At 44.3% G+C, this 18884-nt stretch carries 17 protein-coding genes; 10 read left to right on the top strand and 7 right to left on the bottom strand.

All coding sequences use genetic code 11. The annotated features are described in order from the left end of the window. The first annotated feature begins 80 nt into the window (after nt 1–80). On the top strand, nt 81–380 hold the full coding sequence (locus tag OCW38_RS10205; RefSeq protein WP_010439527.1) for a ComEA family DNA-binding protein: 300 nt from the start codon (nt 81–83) through the stop codon (nt 378–380). 19 nt (nt 381–399) lie between these two features. On the opposite strand, the gene rrtA is transcribed toward OCW38_RS10205, so the two are convergent. After that, complete coding sequence (gene rrtA, locus OCW38_RS10200; protein ID WP_010439530.1) at nt 400–936, bottom strand: rhombosortase; 537 nt, start codon at nt 934–936, stop codon at nt 400–402. Between the two features lie 9 nt (nt 937–945). Between rrtA and OCW38_RS10195 the strand changes: the two genes are divergently transcribed. Continuing rightward, nucleotides 946–1545, top strand: coding sequence for a tRNA-uridine aminocarboxypropyltransferase (locus OCW38_RS10195; RefSeq protein WP_010439531.1), 600 nt, complete (start codon nt 946–948; stop codon nt 1543–1545). 32 nt (nt 1546–1577) lie between these two features. Here OCW38_RS10195 and OCW38_RS10190 read toward each other — a convergent pair whose 3' ends face one another. The 3 genes from OCW38_RS10190 to OCW38_RS10180 all read right to left on the bottom strand — a co-directional run bounded on the left by OCW38_RS10190 (nt 1578) and on the right by OCW38_RS10180 (nt 4962). Beyond that, nucleotides 1578–2921: an anti-phage deoxyguanosine triphosphatase gene (locus OCW38_RS10190; RefSeq protein ID WP_010439534.1), complete on the bottom strand. Its 1344-nt coding sequence runs from the start codon at nt 2919–2921 to the stop codon at nt 1578–1580. A 54-nt stretch (nt 2922–2975) separates the two neighbouring features. After that, nucleotides 2976–3560 (bottom strand): 5'-deoxynucleotidase, encoded by a 585-nt coding sequence (gene yfbR / locus OCW38_RS10185; protein WP_010439536.1) that lies wholly within the window; start codon nt 3558–3560, stop codon nt 2976–2978. A gap of 169 nt (nt 3561–3729) precedes the next feature. Continuing rightward, nucleotides 3730–4962, bottom strand: coding sequence for a pyridoxal phosphate-dependent aminotransferase (locus tag OCW38_RS10180; protein WP_016767085.1), 1233 nt, complete (start codon nt 4960–4962; stop codon nt 3730–3732). 296 nt (nt 4963–5258) lie between these two features. Here OCW38_RS10180 and OCW38_RS10175 point away from each other — a divergent pair, with 296 nt between their 5' ends. The 6 genes from OCW38_RS10175 (at nt 5259) to menE (ending at nt 12669) form a co-directional block, all read left to right on the top strand. Further along, nucleotides 5259–6566, top strand: a complete 1308-nt coding sequence (locus OCW38_RS10175; RefSeq protein WP_016767086.1) for an isochorismate synthase — start codon at nt 5259–5261, stop codon at nt 6564–6566. Next, nucleotides 6563–8287 carry a 2-succinyl-5-enolpyruvyl-6-hydroxy-3-cyclohexene-1-carboxylic-acid synthase gene (gene menD / locus OCW38_RS10170; RefSeq protein WP_016767087.1) on the top strand — a complete coding sequence of 575 codons (1725 nt, stop codon included), beginning with the start codon at nt 6563–6565 and terminating at the stop codon, nt 8285–8287. The genes OCW38_RS10175 and menD overlap by 4 nt, the downstream gene beginning before the upstream one ends. A gap of 9 nt (nt 8288–8296) precedes the next feature. Then, the gene (gene menH, locus OCW38_RS10165) at nt 8297–9097 is read left to right on the top strand and encodes a 2-succinyl-6-hydroxy-2,4-cyclohexadiene-1-carboxylate synthase (protein WP_010439545.1); all 801 of its coding nucleotides are present in this window, start codon (nt 8297–8299) and stop codon (nt 9095–9097) included. Between the two features lie 102 nt (nt 9098–9199). Next, nucleotides 9200–10066 (top strand): 1,4-dihydroxy-2-naphthoyl-CoA synthase, encoded by an 867-nt coding sequence (menB, locus tag OCW38_RS10160; RefSeq protein WP_010439547.1) that lies wholly within the window; start codon nt 9200–9202, stop codon nt 10064–10066. Between the two features lie 72 nt (nt 10067–10138). Beyond that, a complete protein-coding gene (gene menC / locus OCW38_RS10155) occupies nt 10139–11146 on the top strand; it encodes an o-succinylbenzoate synthase (RefSeq protein WP_016784697.1) in 1008 nt (335 codons plus the stop codon). Nucleotides 11147–11235: 89 nt separating this feature from the next. Beyond that, complete coding sequence (gene menE, locus OCW38_RS10150; protein ID WP_016784696.1) at nt 11236–12669, top strand: o-succinylbenzoate--CoA ligase; 1434 nt, start codon at nt 11236–11238, stop codon at nt 12667–12669. A gap of 146 nt (nt 12670–12815) precedes the next feature. On the opposite strand, the gene nagE is transcribed toward menE, so the two are convergent. Continuing rightward, nucleotides 12816–14261 (bottom strand): N-acetylglucosamine-specific PTS transporter subunit IIBC, encoded by a 1446-nt coding sequence (nagE, locus tag OCW38_RS10145; protein WP_016784695.1) that lies wholly within the window; start codon nt 14259–14261, stop codon nt 12816–12818. Between the two features lie 193 nt (nt 14262–14454). On the opposite strand from nagE, the gene OCW38_RS10140 reads away from it, so the two are divergent. Next, nucleotides 14455–15333 (top strand): LysR substrate-binding domain-containing protein, encoded by an 879-nt coding sequence (locus OCW38_RS10140; protein ID WP_016784694.1) that lies wholly within the window; start codon nt 14455–14457, stop codon nt 15331–15333. A 106-nt stretch (nt 15334–15439) separates the two neighbouring features. Beyond that, nucleotides 15440–15604, top strand: a complete 165-nt coding sequence (locus tag OCW38_RS10135) for a hypothetical protein (RefSeq protein WP_016784693.1) — start codon at nt 15440–15442, stop codon at nt 15602–15604. Nucleotides 15605–15818: 214 nt separating this feature from the next. On the opposite strand, the gene OCW38_RS10130 is transcribed toward OCW38_RS10135, so the two are convergent. After that, nucleotides 15819–16739, bottom strand: coding sequence for a YeiH family protein (locus tag OCW38_RS10130; RefSeq protein WP_010439560.1), 921 nt, complete (start codon nt 16737–16739; stop codon nt 15819–15821). Between the two features lie 259 nt (nt 16740–16998). Continuing rightward, entirely contained in the window at nt 16999–18873 is a 1875-nt protein-coding gene (locus tag OCW38_RS10125; protein WP_016784691.1) for an MFS transporter, read from the bottom strand. Between the last annotated feature and the right edge of the window lie 11 nt (nt 18874–18884).

Here is an 18884-nt window from a genome sequence, read left to right as displayed (position 1 = left end):
CCGCTTTATTTTTATCTGGTGATTGTGTTATCTGCCGCGGTAAATGCATAAGTTACCTTTTTTGAACAAAGGAACGGTTTATGCGAACAATATATTCAACATTACTTCTTTCATTTCTAATTACTCTGAGTGCTGGAGTGTTTGCTGATAGTCCGACTAAGGCAGAGTTGTACGACGGCATTGAAATCACCGTAAACATCAATAAAGCTACGGCTGAGGAATTATCAGCATTACTTGTTGGTGTGGGTGACAAAAAAGCCCAAGAGATTGTCGATTATCGGGATAAGCATGGTGCATTTACAAAACCCAGTGACTTGGTCAATGTGAAAGGTATTGGCGAGGCAACGGTTGAAAAGAATCGTGAGCGAATTCAACTTTAATTTGGCGGGTTATTGAGGGTTACTTTTTATTCGGTAGCCATAACGCCATAACCATGAAGCCTCCAGCGATAGCACCTGCTAGGTGGGCTTCAATGGCTACTCGAGCATTAATCAGTTCGCCAGTCGTGCTCGAAGGGCCAATAAGCTGCTCCCAAGCGATCTTAGTTATTAATCCCAACACTAGGAGCCAGCTGGACCTCCTGCCGCTCAGCGCTTCATTGAGAGCGAATAAGCCAAATAACCCATGCAAAGTGCCAGATAGGCCAACATAGATCTGAATACTCGAAAACAACAAAGCGATCCCAGTCACTAAACTAATCACAAGCATAGCAAGAGCAAGCGGTTTTTTACTCGGTTGAAACAGATAGCTGATGATCCATAAGCCTGCTAGGTTCATCAGAAGGTGCGAGTAGTTGGTATGTGAAAAGTTTCCTGTTAGGATTCGCCACCATTGCCCCTCGGCAATCGCATTGCTATCCCAAACGACCCAAGCTTGTATTGGCTCAAATTGGAATAAGACGCATAAAAGTGAAGTGAAAATTAATACAGGGTACACATTAAATCCATGTCTCGTTATTGCCCCCAATGCAGCAAGGCTTTGAAAGCTTGTATTTGTCAGTGGGTTACACCACTCGAATCAAATGTTGAGCTTATCATTCTTCAACACCCATCAGAAGAGCATCGTCCGATGGGAACTGCGCGTATCCTCTCGTTATCTCTAAATAACAGTGTGACGTTTGTCGGTGAAGACTTTTCTAACAACGAGCAACTGAACATATTGCTGGCCGATGAACATTATCAGCACGTGATTTTATACCCGAGTGAACATTCTGTTCCTGTTAAGTCGGTAACTTATTCAAATAAAAAGCTACGTGTAATTTTATTGGATGGGACGTGGAAGAAGGCGTTCAAAATGTGGCAGGTATCGAGTAACTTGCATGCGTTAAAAACGGTTCACTTGCCGAAAGACCTCAAGGGTAACTATCGAATTCGCAAAGCACCCAGTGAAAACAGTCTATCCACAGTAGAAGCGGGTTATCATCTGTTGCGCTTGTTAGAAAATGACCGAGACTTTAGCCCTCTGTTAACGGCATTTGACCAAATGATTCAGTTTCAAATCAATCAAATGCCACCAGGTGTCTTCGAGAAAAACTATTTAGATTAAGCTGTTCCCCCGATATTTAAGTGATTGAGCACTTAAAACTCTGTATGAGCTGAAAATAATTGCTGATGCATTTTCTGCGCAAGATCATCAGTCATTGACGAAATGTAATCGGCAATCACGCGCATCTTTCTTGAATCGTCTTGATGTTGTAGCCATTGCTTCTTGATTGGCAGTGGTAACAAACGTTCAGGGTCAGCACTGAATGCTTCAAACATATCCATGATGATCTGCTGGCCCTTGTATTCGATGACCTGAACCTGAGGCACTTGAATAACGAACTCGCTGACAAAGTGTTTCAGCTTATCGAGCGTGCCGTCCATGCTTGGTTCAAGCACTGCATTGTAAGCCAAAAGTACGTTCTCAAAGCTTTCATCAACGCGTTTAATCGAAATACTGGTCAACAGTGCGTTGACTATCCCACCAATCGCATCTTTTCTACGATACTGTTCGCCCGAGAATAGCATCTCTGTAATTGAATCTAAGTGCTTACAAATCCAAGGGTCAGCCATTTCTCTGAGCTGAGGGTATGCAGAATCGACCCATTGAGCTTTAGTCACTGAACCTAGCACAATCGCATCTTCCAAATCGTGTACGCCATATGCGATGTCGTCAGCTAACTCCATGATGGAACAGTCGAGCGACTTATATTTAGTCTTGTTGTGCTCAAGTGGCTCGGTGTGCGACTTTCTTTTTTGCTTTATAAGCTGTCGGTCGTTACTCGAAAGTGGCTCAAGTACCCAGTTGAATAACTCTTCATCGTGGTCATAAATACCTTTTGCTGGCATCCAATCTCGCGCTCGGAGCTGTCGTTGGTGTTTAACAGGTTGAGATTGAGTCTTGGCTTGAACTTCGCTAAGCAGTGAAGGGTATTTGATCAACCCCAGCAAAGTGCGTCGAGATAGGTTCATACCGTGATGTTCGGTATAAGGTTCTAACTGAGTGACAATGCGAAACGTTTGGGCATTACCCTCAAAACCACCGTGGTCGCGCATCATGTAGTTGAGTGCGACTTCACCGCCATGCCCATAAGGTGGGTGGCCAATATCGTGCGCCAAACACAGTGAGTCAATCAAACTGTCCGAGGGTAATAGAACTCGAAACTCTGGCTGCTTTTTCTTCAGTTGAGCGACGATACCTGTCCCAAGCTGAGCGGCCTCAAGAGAGTGAGTAAGGCGAGTGCGGTGGAAGTCGTTGACGGTGGTACCGTGTACCTGAGTTTTGGCTTGTAGGCGACGGAAAGCCGCAGAGTGAAGCACCCGCGCACGATCGCGTTGATACGGACTACGATGGTCATCACGTCTTATTTTATGTTCATCGTCGTTTCGATGTTGCCATTCTTGTTCGAGTTCAAATGGTGGTTCGAGTAGAGAAGTCAAAATAGCACCTATCAATTTGATTTGTTTAGCTAATTACACTCAAGTTATACCTAGCTAGCTGATTTCGTCCAGTGATAATTCAAAACTCGGTGCAAAGGTGGTGAGAAAGTAATCCATTTCTGGGCTTTTACGTTGTTCGAGAGTCTCTTCCAATCTACGTTTAGCTTGCTCGTATTCGTGGTTGCCCGCGCTGAGTTCTTCAAGGCATTTTAGATAAGCACAGATGGTGTCTGCTTGCTTGACGATGCTTTGTTCTTCTTTGCTTGCCGTTCCAGATATCAAAAACGGGGCGAAGTCATCTTGGAATTCTTCTGGCAACATCGAAAGCAGTCTTTGCTCTGCTGCTGCTTCTATCTTTTTGTACTCTTGGGCGATGTCCGGGTTGTAGTACTTAACCGGCGTGGGCAAATCACCCGTTAGCACTTCACTGGTATCGTGGTACATGCCAAGCAGTGCAATGTGCTCTGCGTTGAGTTGACCATCAAACTTTTTGTTTTTGATCAATGCCAAGGCGTGCGCGACGAACGCAACCTGTAGGCTATGCTCTGAAATGTTTTCGCTTGAGATTGAACGCATGAGAGGCCAACGTTGGATAAGCTTCATGCGTGCTAGATGGGCAAAGAAATGGCTTTGTTTCATAATCGTCCTTTCTAAACTGTGCTCCACTCGCAATAGTTTTCTCACAAATAGTGCGAGACAGCGGGTACAAAAAAGGCTCCTAAACAGGAGCCTCTTAAGCATAGAAGCGAATGAATACAAATTAAAGTCTTTTAAAACAGTAAATTGTAGTCATTTTTCTTTGGGTTCATTAATCACTAGTGATGTCATCTTGGCTGTAAGTCTGCAAGAAGCGCTCTAGACGACCAATCGCGATTTCTAGATCTTCGATGTGCGGTAGAGTCACGATGCGGAAGTGATCCGGTTTCGGCCAGTTGAAGCCAGTACCTTGAACTAATAGCACCTTCTCTTGCTTAAGGAAATCGAGCACGAATTTCTGATCGTCTTTGATGTTGTACATGTTGGTGTCGATCTTAGGGAACAGGTACATCGCGCCTTTTGGTTTCACACAAGAAACGCCAGGGATTTTGTTGATCAGTTCCCATGCACGATCACGCTGTTCAAGCAATCGACCACCCGGAAGAATCAGTTCGTTGATGCTTTGATAGCCACCTAATGCGGTTTGTATTGCATGCTGCATTGGTACGTTGGCACACAAACGCATAGAGGCGAGCATCTCAAGCCCTTCAACGTAGCCTTTCGCGATGTGTTTTGGACCGGTTAAGAACATCCAACCACCACGGAAACCACATACGCGATAAGCTTTAGATAGGCCGTTGAAAGTGACCATTAATACATCTTCAGCAAGTGTAGCCACTGATGTGTGTACAGCACCGTCGTAAAGTACTTTGTCGTAGATTTCGTCGGCAAAAATAATCAAACCGTGTTCACGAGCAATCTCAACAACTTGTAATAAGAAATCACGACTGTATACCGCGCCCGTTGGGTTGTTCGGGTTGATAAGAACGATACCGCGAGTTTTTGGTGAGATCTTCGCACGCATATCATCTAGGTCTGGATACCAATCGGCATCTTCATCACATAGGTAATGAACCGGTGTACCACCAGAAAGCGCAACAGATGCTGTCCATAGTGGGTAATCCGGAGCGGGAACTAAGATTTCATCACCATTATCAAGTAGCGCCTGCATAGACATAACGATAAGCTCTGACGCGCCGTTACCAATGTAAACGTCCTCTACATCGAGGTTACGCAGACCTTTTTTTTGATAATGCTGAACAACCGCTTTGCGGGCTGAATAGATGCCTTTTGAGTCGCAGTAACCCTGAGATGTCGGCAGGTTGCGGATAACGTCAACAAGGATTTCATCAGGGGCGTCAAAACCAAATGGGGCGGGGTTACCAATATTAAGCTTCAGTATTTTATGCCCTTCTTCTTCCATGCGCTTAGCATGTTTGAGTACAGGCCCCCTGATTTCGTAGCATACGCTGTTGAGTTTTGACGACATCCCGATATTTTGCATTGCCGATTTCCTGAAATTAATTTAAATACTTTATTAAAGTACCGCAAAATGGGGTTTGATAGAATAAAAATCTGATGAATGTCGCATTTCAGTGTCACGTTTGGTCTTTTTTTTGTCGCTATTATCTAAATTTTAATTAATCGCTTTTGTGGTTGTTCGCTAAGATGAATAAATACGCTGAATCGCTTAGAATCACAGGAATGTTCAAAAGATTTTATACATTCTTGATCTAAGTGGGTGCTGCCCATAAAGTATCAAACTAATATAATAATAATTTAGATGTGAACGAGGTCGATTTGTCACATTTCCAGCAAACTATCTCCGCTTTGATTGAGCGAGTACAAAATGCCCAAGCAAGCGAAGTTCGTTGTGTTGAAGTTCTAACGCAAAAACCATCGTTTGCATTCATTGAATGGCTTCATGCTCAACCGCTCTTTCCTAAGTTCTACTGGCAGTCGCGTGACACTCGTGAAGAGGTCGTCGCACTCGGTCAACTGCATACTTTTTCCGATCCCGCTCCGGCATACGCTATTCTTGGCGAAGACCAACGAATTTGGGGCGGACGTTCGTTTGATGGACATACCGCAAAGAACCGTCGTTGTATGGAATCGTTTTTCTTCCTTCCTCAGGTTGAATTGATCCGTTTTGACGATACATGGTCGTTAGCCGTTAATTTGTCTCCTGATCGTGTCGCTGCTATTAATGCATTGAACAAGCTTTCGGTTGAAGCGGCGATATTGGCTCCTTTATCTGCGCATATCGAACAGATTCAACATGTTCCAGAAAGAGAACAGTGGGACAGCTTGGTCGATAAAGTCCTGAAGGGCATCAGCGATGAAGAGTACAAGAAAGTCGTTTTGGCTCGTAAAACCACGTTGCAGCTTGATGCGCCGATTTGTGCTGCGCAATTACTTAAAGCCAGTTATCTGCAGAATCATCACAGCTTTCACTTTATGTTGGTATTGGATTCGAAACACAGCTTTATCGGTTCGACGCCAGAGCGTTTATATAGCCGACATGGTACGGAGCTTGATACCGAAGCACTTGCTGGAACTATTGGTCGTGGGGAGAACGCAACCGAGGATATGGAGCTAGCCAATTGGCTTTCTCAAGACAGCAAAAACCTCAATGAAAACCAATATGTAGTCGACGATATCATTGAGCGTTTGACGCCTCATTCCCAAACGGTGCATGTTGAAAAAGATGCCCGTCTTGTGCGTCTGCGTAAGGTGCAGCATTTGAAGCGTAATATTCACGCTCAACTTAATAATGGTATCAACGGTGTGCAGTTGCTTGCTGCATTGCAGCCGACTGCGGCGGTTGCTGGTTTACCGCGTAAAGAGGCGATGGACTTCATTCTTGAACATGAACCATTTGCGAGGGGTTGGTATGCGGGTTCAGTTGGTTACATCAGCCATCGACGAGCAGAATTTTGTGTCGCGATTCGAAGTGCTTTGGTTGTAAACGATCAAGTACAACTGTTTGCGGGCGCGGGGATCGTGCCAGGATCGGTTGCCGAACATGAGTGGCAAGAGTTGAACAAGAAGATGTCGACTCTCCTGAGTTTGATTTCAGACCACCCACCCTTAGGTGTGGCGTCATGAATCACGACCAAGCCGTATTAAATAGAGTTTGGTGTAACACGCTACTTGAAGAGCTAGCACGCAACGGTGTTGAACATGTTTGTGTTGCGCCGGGCTCTCGCTCAACACCGTTAACTCTCGAAGCTGAAGCTAATCCTAAGTTAACCTTACACACGCATTTTGATGAACGTGGTCTTGGTTTTCTTGCGCTGGGCTTAGCAAAAGCCAGCGATAAGCCAGTTGCAGTGATTGTTACTTCTGGTACTGCTGTTGCAAACTTGCTGCCAGCGACGGCTGAATCTGGGCTGACACGAGAGAAGCTTATTTTGCTAACTTCTGATCGGCCAATTGATTTAGTCGATTGTGGTGCCAACCAAGCTATTCAACAACAGGGGATTTTTTCTTCCCATGTTGAAACGGCCTTAAATCTCCCAAGCCCAACGACACGAATTTCTTTGAATTGGCTTCTGACATCCGTTGATAAAGCACTCGCTAAACAACGCAGTGTCGGCGGAGCCATTCACATCAACTGCCCGTTTCCAGAGCCACTTTATTCAGCCAACAGTGCTGAGATATATGCTGACTACACAAAGAGTGTAGTGGGGTGGAACACTTCAACAAGCCCTTATTCTAATACTTGTCTGCCAAATCATTTTAATGTTCACCCAGTCGCGCCTGGCGATTATGTGACACGCAAAGGTGTCGTGATTATTGGCTCTATTGACAAAAAAGCGGCGAAGAAAGTACAGCAGTTCGCTTCTACTTTGGGATGGCCGGTATTCTGCGACCCTCAATCAGGTATCACAAGTGATTGGAAGCATTATGATCTGTGGATGCAGATTGACGTAGCGAAAGAACAACTTAACCAATGTGATTTCATCCTTCAGTTCGGTGAGCGCATTGTATCCAAGCGGCTCAACCAATGGCTTAAGTGGCAAGCTGTATTGTTCGATGCATCTCAATACATTGTTGTGTCACCAGATACACACCGTATCAATCAAGATCATCTGCCTCAAACTCACATTGGTGCAGATATAGAATCGTGGGTGTCCGAGCAGCATTTACCTACCTTGTTAGGTCAACATGCAGGTTGGGCGGCACCTTTGGTAGAAATCGCGAATACCGTTCAACAATTGGCGCTGGCACAGATATCTAACAACGACCAACTGACCGAGCTGAGCGTTGCCGTTGATTTGTCGACTAGACTTAAAGACAGAGAGTTATTTGTGGGAAACAGCTTGATGGTAAGGCTGGTGGATATGCTGTCATCAATATCTGCGAATCAAGTTTACAGTAATCGTGGTGCATCGGGCATTGATGGCTTGGTGGCTACAGCTGCGGGTGTAGTGAAAGCCAACCAGAATCCCTTATTGATGTTGATTGGTGATACTTCTTTGTTGTATGACCTCAACTCACTGGCTCTGCTTACTCACAATGTAACGCCGATGGTTATTGTTGTGACCAATAATAACGGTGGCGCGATCTTTGACTTGTTGCCCGTTCCTGAGCAACAAAAACAATCTCTATATCAAATGCCTCATGGTTTCGGTTTTGAACATGCCGCTGCGCAATTCCAGCTCGGTTATGCTGCGCCTGAAACCTTGAATGGGTATCAAACAATCATCGAACAACATTTCGAACAAGGTCAAGGTACCTTGATCGTGGAAGTTAAGACGCCTCCCGAACAAGCGTCTACTTTACTGAAACAATTCAGTTCAATGCTCACCGAGGCACTAGCCTAAGGACTTTACATGCTTTACTCCAATTATTACCCAGCTTCAAAAGTATCTTCTGATAAACCTTTGCTTGTTTTTTTACATGGTTTACTCGGAAGCGGGGATGATTGGAGCGCATGTCATCCATTCCTAGAGGACTTTCCTCGTCTTTGCATAGATTTGCCCGGGCACGGACAAAGTCGCTTTATCGACCCGGTAGGCTTTGACCATTGCTGCAAGAAAATCGTTCAATGCATTACTTCTCAGCTTGCTCTTAACGATCTTCCTGCAGACTATCCTATCGTGGTTATTGGTTACTCGATGGGAGGTAGGCTCGCTATGTATGGGGTGACAAGCCCTTGCTTTGAAACACTTAACCTAGAAAAAGTTATCATCGAAGGTGGCAATTTTGGTTTGGAGTGTGATGAAGAAAGAGCGCAAAGGTTAGTACATGATACGCAATGGGCGGTTCGCTTTGCACAGCAGTCGATTGAAGATGTTTTAGACGATTGGTATCAACAAAGCGTCTTTTCTTCACTAAATCATGAGCAAAGACAAACTTTGGTCATAAAGCGTAGTGGTAACCTTGGAGTATCCGTAGCAAATATGTTGTTATCGACTTCATTAGCTAAGCAACCAGATTTACGTGCCACATTAAAATCTCATGAGCATCAATTGCATTATGTGTGTGGTGAAAAAGATCGTAAATTCATGGAGCTAGCTGATAATAGTGGCTTTGAATATAGTCAGGTTGATTACGCGGGTCATAATGTTCATTTTGAACAACCAGAGCTGTTTTCGAACCTGATTATTGAATGCATCGCCAGTCGTCGCTAATTTGACTGAGCAATTATCTCGTATAAAGCACTATCAAAAGCAAAGCAACACCGTCACGACTATTCGATAGTCGTGGTCTCTAATAGAACAATGGGAATCACCATGGCTAAAACAGTAGGCATCACAGAAGAAGAACTTTACGCAGCCGTTAACTGGCGCGATGAAAGCAGTCAATTTGAAGATATTCAGTACCACAAATCTGACGACGGTATTGCGAAAATCACGATTGCGCGTCCTCAAGTGCACAATGCGTTCCGTCCACAAACCGTAAAAGAGATGATCAATGCACTGGCTGACGCTCGTTACGACGAGAAGGTTGGCGTAATCATTTTGACAGGTCTTGGTGAGAAAGCGTTCTGTTCTGGTGGTGACCAAAGTATCCGTGGTGATTACGGCGGCTATCAAGATGATTCAGGTACTCACCACTTGAACGTATTGGATTTTCAACGCCAAATTCGTACTTGTCCAAAACCGGTTATCGCAGCGGTATCCGGCTGGGCAGTAGGTGGCGGTCACGTTCTTCACATGATGGCAGACCTGACTATTGCAGCTGAAAACGCGCAGTTCGGTCAGACGGGTCCTAAAGTGGGTTCATTCGACGGCGGCTGGGGTGCTTCTTACATGGCTCGTATCGTTGGCCAGAAGAAAGCGCGTGAAATTTGGTTTTTGTGTCGTTTCTACGATGCTCAAGAAGCATTGGACATGGGCCTAGTAAACACAGTTGTACCTGTTGCTGATCTAGAAAAAGAAACCGTTCGTTGGTGTCGTGAAGTACTTCAACACAGCCCAATGGCGCTGCGTTGTCTAAAAGCGGCACTCAATGCGGACTGTGATGGCCAAGCTGGGCTTCAAGAGCTAGCTGGTAACGCAACAATGATGTTTTACATGACAGAGGAAGGTCAAGAAGGCCGAAACGCATTCAACGAGAAACGTCGACCTGATTTCGACAAATTCCCGCGTAATCCATAGTCTTTTCCTCTTCAGAATGAGTCGCTAATAGCGGCTCGTTTTGTTTAATGCTCTCGTTTTTTAGGAAATCTAATGAACTCAGTGAATTCTCAGCGTCAAGCTAAACTCTATCGTTATCAATTGCCTATGGATAGCGGTGTGATACTTCGTGATAATAAGTTGAGCGAAAGAATGGGTTATATCATCCAACTTGAGTGCGATGGTAAATCGGGTTTTGGCGAAGTTGCTCCGTTACCGGGCTTTAGCCAAGAAGATGTCGAACAAGCTGGCATCCAGCTTCAACACGAATTAGAGCTTTGGAGCCACAATAATCCTCAAACGTCGTTTGAAGAGCTATATCCTTCTGTCGCGTTTGGCCTTTCAATGGCGATGATGGAGTTACGCGGTGATCTCAACGCTGAAGGTAATTATCAAGCTGCGCCTTTGTGCACAGGAGATCCGGATGAGCTGATTCCTGTTCTCAATGGGATGAAAGGCGAGAAGGTTGCCAAGGTAAAAGTGGGCCTTTATGAAGCCATTCGTGATGGCATGCTGGTGAGCTTATTCCTTGAATCAATTCCTGACTTAAGTTTGAGGCTAGATGCTAACCGTGCGTGGAAGCCAGAAAAAGCGAAGCAATTTATTAAGTACATTTCGCCGTCGTTGCGTCAACGCATTAGCTTTATTGAAGAGCCTTGCCTGAAACCTGAAGACAGCTTGGCATTTGCTATCGACCATGGTGTGGCAATTGCGTGGGATGAAACATTACAAGAAGCGGTAAGAAGCCCAGAGTTTGATCTAAGTGACCTAACTGGTGTTAAAGCTGTAGTGATCAAGCCAACTCTTATTGGTTCTGTAGAGCGTTGTGTAGCAATCATTGAGCGTGCACAGCAGCTTGGCATTAAGCCTGTATTCAGCTCAAGCATAGAGTCGAGCCTTGGCTTAACTCAGATTGCACGATTAGCGCAACAATACTTACCAAATGAAGTGCCGGGGCTTGATACTATTGGTTTGTATCAACAACAACTCGAAGTCTCTTGGCCAGGTTGTGAGCTTCCAGTTTCAACTCTTGAGCAGCAGCAATTGATTTGGTCTTCTTAGACAAAGCTATTGTGCGGTACGTTTTACGAGCTAGTTGAATGGCGATTTAATTAGCTCGGTCGGTTCTTCATTTATTTTTCGGTTATTCTATGATGCGCCCACAATCTATTCATCACCCGTTCTGGGTACAGTGGGCGCAACAGAACCCACATCAAACAGCGTTAGTGACTCCTGACCGAAATTGCACTTGGCTGCAAGTATCAACGTTAGTGAGTGAGTACCAACAACAGTTGTCTCAACAAGGCCTATCTAAAGGTGATGTACTGACGATTGCCGGTAAGAACCAAGCTGAAGTGATTCCAGTGTATCTTGCGGCCTTAAATTTAGGTGTGGTTTGTGCGTTTACCATGCCTCAGCCGAAAGCTCGTTTAACGCAGAAGCTTGAATCCCTTTATGGCCAATCAGATAGGCGATACCTGTGGTTATTAGATAGCTGTGGGCTAGATCATTTTGATGCTGTTGAACTCAAGACTATATTGGTAACGTTGCCTTGCTTGAACGAAGTTAAGGTCGATGATGATGACAAACCAAAAACACCGGAAAACGTACACTTTGGTCCTCAATCTTTAGCGAGCATCGTATTCACTTCTGGCTCTACCGGAAACCCGAAGGCGGTGGCGCACACGTTGCAGCAACACTTATGTTCAGCTCAGGGCTTACTCGACGTTTTCCACTTTGAACAAGCTGATACATGGCTACTTAGCTTGCCGATGTACCACGTATCGGGATTAGCGATTGTCCATCGTTGGTTGGCGGCTGGTGGCTGCATCAAAATAGGGTCAGGTAAGCTTGAGACAGACATCGAAGGTTGCAGTCATGCCTCATTAGTGGCTACTCAGCTACATCGATTACTGAAGAGTAAACAAGCACTTAATTTAACTCATGTGTTGTTAGGTGGGAGCCATATCCCAGAAGCGCTAGGGCTTGAAGCTCAACAAATGGGTATCGAAATTTGGCTTGGATATGGCATGACAGAAGCGGCTTCGACAGTGACCGCGAAACCCATCGATGGCACCAAAACGGCAGGCTTTGTTCTCGACCAACGCCAATTGAAGATTGAAGATCAACGTATCTATATTGGCGGTAATACACTTGCTTCTGGTTATTACTATCAAGGTGACTTAACGCCACTGGTGGATGACCAAGGTTGGTTCGACAGTAAAGATCTTGGTGAGTGGGTTGGCGAACAAGTGTCGATTATTGGCCGTGCAGATAATCAATTTATTTCTGGAGGTGAGAATATTCACTGTGAAGAAATTGAGCGAGCACTTAATCAATTATCTGCAATCAATCAGGCGTTTATCGTTCCAATTGAAGACGATGAATTCGGATTTCGACCTGTCGCTATTCTAGATTGTACGGATTTACCACCCAAAGAATGGTTTGCCGAGCAATTAAATGGCCGTCTTGAACGGTTCAAATTTCCTGTCGAGTACTACCATATGCCAGAGCAAGAACAGCAAGGTATTAAGGTTTCGCGCACAGTGTTGGCACAGTGGTTACAGCAGATACGTTCTAAATAGAACTGAGAACAATAAAATGAAGCGCAATACACGGTGACTAGTCGTAATTGCGCTTCAGGGGGTTGTGACGGTGGTGAAGCCGTCACAAATTCTTAGTATTTCATCTGGTCATTAAGGTTTTTTATCTTTCCATCTGGTTGCTTAACTTAAGCAAGAGCCTTCTTCATTTGTTCAGCGACCTTATCGACCTTACCTAGGCCAATGATAACTTGTAGGCCACCTTTACCAACAGGTACCACACCTGCCGCACCTAGTTTCTTCAGTTTGTCACTATCAGCTGCCCCTGAGTCTTTTACAGTTAAGCGTAGGCGAGTAATACAGTTATCTACTTCTAGAATGTTGTCTGCACCGCCGACGGCTTCAATGTAGCCATTGGTTAGGTTAGCCAGTGCTTCTGGAGTTTCTAGCTCTTTTTCTGCTTCCATCTCTTCACCACGTCCCGGGGTTCGCAGGTTGAATTTAATGATAGCGAAGCGGAAAATGCAGTAGTAAAGCGCGAAGAATACAACACCTTGAACTAAGAGCATGTACCAGTTAGTTGCTAGTGGGTTTTGGCTTGATAGTACTAGGTCAACGAAACCAGCAGAGAAGCCGAACCCTGCCATCCATTCCATACTTGCTGAAATGTAAAGCGATAGACCTGTCAATACTGCGTGCAATAGGAACAATACTGGTGCTAGGAACATGAAACTGAACTCTAGCGGCTCTGTGATACCGGTGAAGAATGAAGCCATGGCCGCAGCAAGCATGATTGCAAATACTTGGTTCTTGTTTTCCGCATCGGAGCAGTGGTACATCGCTAATGCCGCAGCGGGTAAGCCAAACATCATGATTGGGAAGAAGCCCGCTTGGTACATGCCTGTTTTACCCGGAATGCCCGTACCGTTAGCGATAGATTGTGCGCCGCCTAAGAAGGTTGGAATATCATTAATGCCTACAACGTCGAACCAGAACACAGGATAAAGAGCGTGGTGCATACCAACTGATAGGAACAGACGGTTAAAGAAGCCAAATAGACCAGCTCCCACAGCCCCCATACCTTCGAGTTTAATACCCAAAACGATTAAAGAGTCGTACACAGCTGGCCAGATGTATAACAGAGCAAAAGAGAGAGCCATACCTGCGATTGAAGTCAGGATAGGAACCAAACGTTTACCGCTGAAGAAGGCTAATGCTTGAGGAAGTTCTACGGTTGAATAACGATTATAGATTTCAGCAGAAATGATACCAACAACGATGCCCACGAATTGGTTGCTGATTTTGCCAAATGCCGCAGGCACTTCACTGAGTTCAACATTCATTAATTGAGCAACAGAGCCCGGAGCAAGAAGTGTGGTGACGACAAGGAACATCACAAAACCAGATAATGCGGCAGAGCCATTTTTATCTCGACTTAAGCCAAATGCGACACCTACCGCGAATAAAACCGCCATGTTGTCGATGATAGCACCGCCAGATTTGATCAAGAATGCGGCTAAAATACTTTCTGAACCCCATCCCACAGGATCCACCCAATAGCCGATCCCCATAAGGATTGCTGCAGCTGGCAGTGTGGCGACTGGAACCATTAATGCCTTACCTACTTTTTGCATATACCCGAGTATATTCATATGTACCCCTAAGTTTGTAATTAATTTTTTTAATGTTCCTGATCGTCAAAGCGTGGAACCAAATGTTGATCGAAGCAGGATTTTAAGCAACTGTGGGTATTAGAAACTTATTTCTTGATGCAAACAAACGAAACAGGTAGTAGTATGAATTAAAATTTTTAATGCATGAGTTCGTATGGCTAACCATCAATCTTTACTGAGAAACCTTCATACTTTTAATGTCGCTGCCGAGAACATGAGCTTCACACTGGCGGCGAAAAAATTACATCTCACGCAAGGTGCAGTAAGCCATCGGATTAAAGTATTAGAAGGAGAACTCGGTTTTAATTTGTTTGTGCGAGGAACTCGTAAGCTTGCGTTAACTGAAGAAGGTCAGCGTTTTAAACGAACCTTGTCGAAGTCGTTAAGTTCTATTTTTGGTGAGATTGAAGACATTACTAACACAGACTTGTACGGACAGATCAATATTGGTACGAGCCCTGCATTTGCTAACAGTTGGTTATTGCCAAGACTGGCTGATTTTAAACAGAGATACCCTAAGTTTAATCTCAACATTTTCTCGCAAGAGGAGCAGGATTTTCATCAAAACCACTTAGATGTTGCTATTTATTATGGTGCTGAAGACCTCAAAGATATGCACCGACAATGCTTGTTTGGTGAAAAGTACATACCGGTATGTACACCGAGTTATGCTGCTGAACACAATATCTTTGATGATGGAGTAGAGTCGTTACATAGGATTAATTTTATACATGCATTGGGGTCCGATGTTTGGCAACGATGGATTAAGCACAACGGTTTGGATGTTGATCTGTATGATCAGTTTTATTGCGTGAGTCATCGAGATATGGGTGTAAAGAGTGCACTGTACAATATTGGTGTTGCGATGGGACGCTATCACTTTGTTAAGCAATATATAGAGACGGGTGAACTGATCACGCCTTATCCGAGTATGGATACAGACAAAGGATATGATTTAATCTGTCCGTTAGGCACTGAAAAACGGCCTAAGGTCAGAACTTTTATTAAGTGGTTAGAGGGTCAATCGGACTAGTTTAGTTAATTTAGCAATTAGATAGTTCAAAACAGAATTTATTATCTTTATAACCATCCATCATAATAAGCCCTATAAAGAACGGATTATAGAATAAGGTCTTATTATGAAAATCGCCCTCATTGTTGTGGTCTTACTGCAGATAGGCCAAGCAGTAACATCGTCGGGATTGACTCGATCATTAGCTGAGCTTACCGCATTTGTATTGGTTGTAGTGCTTGTTTTGATGAAAAAAGAGAGCAAAAAGAGTGATAAGCCCCTGTTTGATTAGTGACTGCTTCGAGCACAGATACTTAAGTAACATTAGATCCTTAAGCAACAATGGATGCTTAATTAACAACAGGTGCCTAATTAACAAAAGATGTTTAAGCAACCATAGATACTTAGGAAATAAACGATAAAGGCAAAGCCCATTGGAGCTTTGCCTTTTTATTTTTCTCGTTAGCTTGTTGCAAGCTAACCAATAGATAGCGTTTCCCTTCGCATTAGACGAGTGTTAACCACGCTAATGACCCAGTAGAAATCATTACCCACATCGTAATACCAAACATTAACGGTTTTGGTCCTGCTGCTTTGAGCTTCTCAACTGAGATACCACAACCGATCAAGAACAGGCACACTACGAGTGCACGTTTAGATATATCAAAAATTCCCTGGTAGACCATCTCAAATTGCGGCAATAAGTCGCTAACGGCGATAGCGGCACAATAGAAGAAAATGAAATAAGGGACTGTAATTTTCTTTTGATCGTTCTTAAAAATCATTGCACTGATCAGCGCGATTGGGATGATCCAAAGTGCACGAGCTAGCTTGAGTGTTGTTGCTGTCGTGAGTGCCTCTTCGCCATACGCCGATGCTGCACCGACAACCGAAGAAGTATCATGAATTGCGATTGCCGCCCATGTACCGAAAGTTTGCTGGCTTAGCTCAAGAGCATGGCCAATCATAGGGAATAAGAACAGAGCGACTGAGTTCAATACGAACACAGTGGCTAATGCCAAGCCAATTTGCTCATCGTCTGCTTTGATTGCAGGAGCGACCGCTGCGATAGCGCTACCACCACAAATAGCGGTACCAGAAGAGATAAGGTAGCCCGTGGTGCGATCCAATCCCATACGTTTTGCTAAGAACCATCCAATGACCAACGTGCCAATGATCGTTGTGACAATCAAGCCAATGCCATCACCTGTTACCGCCAGTGCCTTTTCAAACTGGATGCCAAAACCTAAACCAACAATCGAGTAGGCCAATAGCTTCTTCGTTAACTTGCCGACTTCTAAGTGCTCAGGTACCAAGCCTAGACTCGCCAATAGGAAGCCAATAACAAGCGCAGTCGGTGAGCTTACCCAAGGGGTTAAGCAAAATAGAGCAGCAATATAAAATGGAACAGACTTTTTTAAATTCATTATATTTAGGTTGTCATTTATGGTTATGGCAGCGTATTGGAAGACTATACGCTTAACTCAATGGTAAGTAAGTCTAAATGAATTGAACAAACGTTAAGTAAAACTTAACGCTTGTTCATGGATATACTCTTCCATCGATATAGATGCGGCTGGATGTTACTTGGTTGAATGCGGCTTCATAAATGTTGTCTAGAGAACTCGTTATTTAGCGATATTAACTATTTAATCATTCAACTAATCGCTGCTTAGTTTACTTAACTTAGCGGTTTGAGCCTCGAAGATCTGCAACAGCCTGGCGGAGTGTCTCGCAATTTGCATCTTTCGGTAGAATAGGTTCGCCAGCTTCTATCTCTAGCTTCGTCCAAAAACGGGTTGGTAAGCCTTTGCACGCTCTTCCTTTGAAACGGCTGAAGTAGCTGCCCCACAATCCTTTAAGTGCCATTGGAATGACAGGGACTGGAGAGCGTCTGATGATGAGTTCCATACCACGCATGAATTCGGCGACTTCTCCGTCTGAAGTAAGCTTTCCTTCTGGGAAAATACAGACGATATGCCCTTCACGCAGTACATCTTCAACATCTTTGAAGGCATTACGCATCGAACTACGATTTGTTGATGAGATAGGAATAACTCCAGCTCGTCTCAAGAAGCGTCGCAATGGTGGAAGCTTTGCATAGTCTTCTTCCATTACAAAACGGATAAGGCGAGGACAAACGGCACTCAATAATAATGCATCCATATAGCTCACATGGTTACATACGATGAGTGCTCCACCTTTCTCTGGTAGGTGATGTAGGTTCTTATGCTTTACACGGTACATGGTGTGAGTGACTACCCATGTGAAAAAACGGAACGCATAGATAGGTACTTGATAGAAAAGGTAAAACACAACTAACGTGTTAAACAGTGCGAGTAATACAAACAGTTGCGGAATCGAAAGTTCAAGAACAGTTAGGCAGATGATACCGAGAACGGCGCTTCCCACCATGAATAGTGAGTTGTAGATGTTGAGCCCTGCGATCACCTGTGCACGCTCGTTTGGTTTGGCACGCAACTGCATTAAGGAATAAAGCGGAACGATGAAGATACCACCCGATATGCCTAATAATAAGAGGTGAAAAAATAGTGGCCACAGCTCAGAATACGTCACGAATTGGTGGAAAGAGCTAAAATCAGGCAGTGATTCGGGAATCGATATTGCCATCAACAAGCCAAATATTGAGATACCAAGGCTGCCTATTGGCACGATACCGATTTCAATTCGATGATTAGATAGTTTATCGCAAGCCAAAGACCCTATCGCAATACCTACCGAAAACAGCGCCAGTAAAAACGCAACGGAGCTTTCTGTGCCATTTAAATGCAGCTTGGTGAAATTGGGGAACTGAGTTAGATAAGCTGCACCAAGGAACCAAAACCAACTAATAGACATTAATGCTTGGAAAGTAGGGCGATCTTTTTTAGCAATAGCCAGTGTGGTGCGAGTTAGTTTCACTGGCTGCCATTTCACTTTTAGATCTGGAGCATTGCTTGGCGCTTCAGGAATAAAGCAGCTTGATACGTACCCAAGAACAGCAAACAAAACAATACACACAGCGGCAATAAGCTTTGAGCTCTCTTCTGACGCGATAACCCCCGCGCCTAGAGTGCCAATCAGGATCGCTAAGAATGTGCCTGTTTCGACTAACGCATTGCCGGTTACTAGTTCTTTTGTCTCTAACTGTTGAGGAAGCAGGGCATATTTCACCGGGCCAAAGAAAGCACTTTGCGTTCCCATTAGAAACAGAAGCAAAAGCAGTATAACGTAGCTTTCGTAGATAAATCCGACCGCACCCAATGACATTATTAGTACTTCAAGGAGCTTAACTTTACGGATAAACCAAGATTTTTCGTATTTATCAGCCAGTACGCCAGCTAAAGCAGAAAATAAGAAGAAGGGCAGAATAAAAAGGCCAGCAGCTAAGTTAATGAATAAATTACTGGAAATAGGAAGAGTGTCTATGCTCGCAAAAGCAACAAACAACAACAGCACATTTTTGAATATGTTGTCATTAAAGGCTCCTAGAAACTGGGTGATAAAATAGGGTAGGAACCTTTTTTGCGTTAACAGCGAAGAGTGGCTGCTGTTGTTCATTGTCTTTCCTT

It is taken from the genome of Vibrio cyclitrophicus (genome assembly GCF_024347435.1).
In the GTDB taxonomy this organism is placed as follows: Bacteria; Pseudomonadota; Gammaproteobacteria; order Enterobacterales; family Vibrionaceae; genus Vibrio; species Vibrio cyclitrophicus.
The sequence above is the reverse complement of the archived record's forward strand: the minus strand, read 5'-3'. Positions and strand labels throughout refer to the sequence as shown.

Bases quoted from the DNA above. Each gene is read 5' to 3' on its own strand.
- nagE (WP_016784695.1), bottom strand. From the start codon at position 14,261: ATGCAAAAAGTAGGTAAGGCATTAATGGTTCCAGTCGCCACACTGCCA.
- OCW38_RS10135 (WP_016784693.1), top strand. From the start codon at position 15,440: ATGAAAATCGCCCTCATTGTTGTGGTCTTACTGCAGATAGGCCAAGCA.
- yfbR (WP_010439536.1), bottom strand. From the start codon at position 3,560: ATGAAACAAAGCCATTTCTTTGCCCATCTAGCACGCATGAAGCTTATC.
- OCW38_RS10180 (WP_016767085.1), bottom strand. From the start codon at position 4,962: ATGCAAAATATCGGGATGTCGTCAAAACTCAACAGCGTATGCTACGAA.
- menB (WP_010439547.1), top strand. From the start codon at position 9,200: ATGGCTAAAACAGTAGGCATCACAGAAGAAGAACTTTACGCAGCCGTT.
- menC (WP_016784697.1), top strand. From the start codon at position 10,139: ATGAACTCAGTGAATTCTCAGCGTCAAGCTAAACTCTATCGTTATCAA.
- OCW38_RS10140 (WP_016784694.1), top strand. From the start codon at position 14,455: ATGGCTAACCATCAATCTTTACTGAGAAACCTTCATACTTTTAATGTC.
- OCW38_RS10125 (WP_016784691.1), bottom strand. From the start codon at position 18,873: ATGAACAACAGCAGCCACTCTTCGCTGTTAACGCAAAAAAGGTTCCTA.
- OCW38_RS10195 (WP_010439531.1), top strand. From the start codon at position 946: ATGTCTCGTTATTGCCCCCAATGCAGCAAGGCTTTGAAAGCTTGTATT.
- menD (WP_016767087.1), top strand. From the start codon at position 6,563: ATGAATCACGACCAAGCCGTATTAAATAGAGTTTGGTGTAACACGCTA.
- menE (WP_016784696.1), top strand. From the start codon at position 11,236: ATGATGCGCCCACAATCTATTCATCACCCGTTCTGGGTACAGTGGGCG.
- OCW38_RS10205 (WP_010439527.1), top strand. From the start codon at position 81: ATGCGAACAATATATTCAACATTACTTCTTTCATTTCTAATTACTCTG.
- menH (WP_010439545.1), top strand. From the start codon at position 8,297: ATGCTTTACTCCAATTATTACCCAGCTTCAAAAGTATCTTCTGATAAA.
- OCW38_RS10130 (WP_010439560.1), bottom strand. From the start codon at position 16,739: ATGAATTTAAAAAAGTCTGTTCCATTTTATATTGCTGCTCTATTTTGC.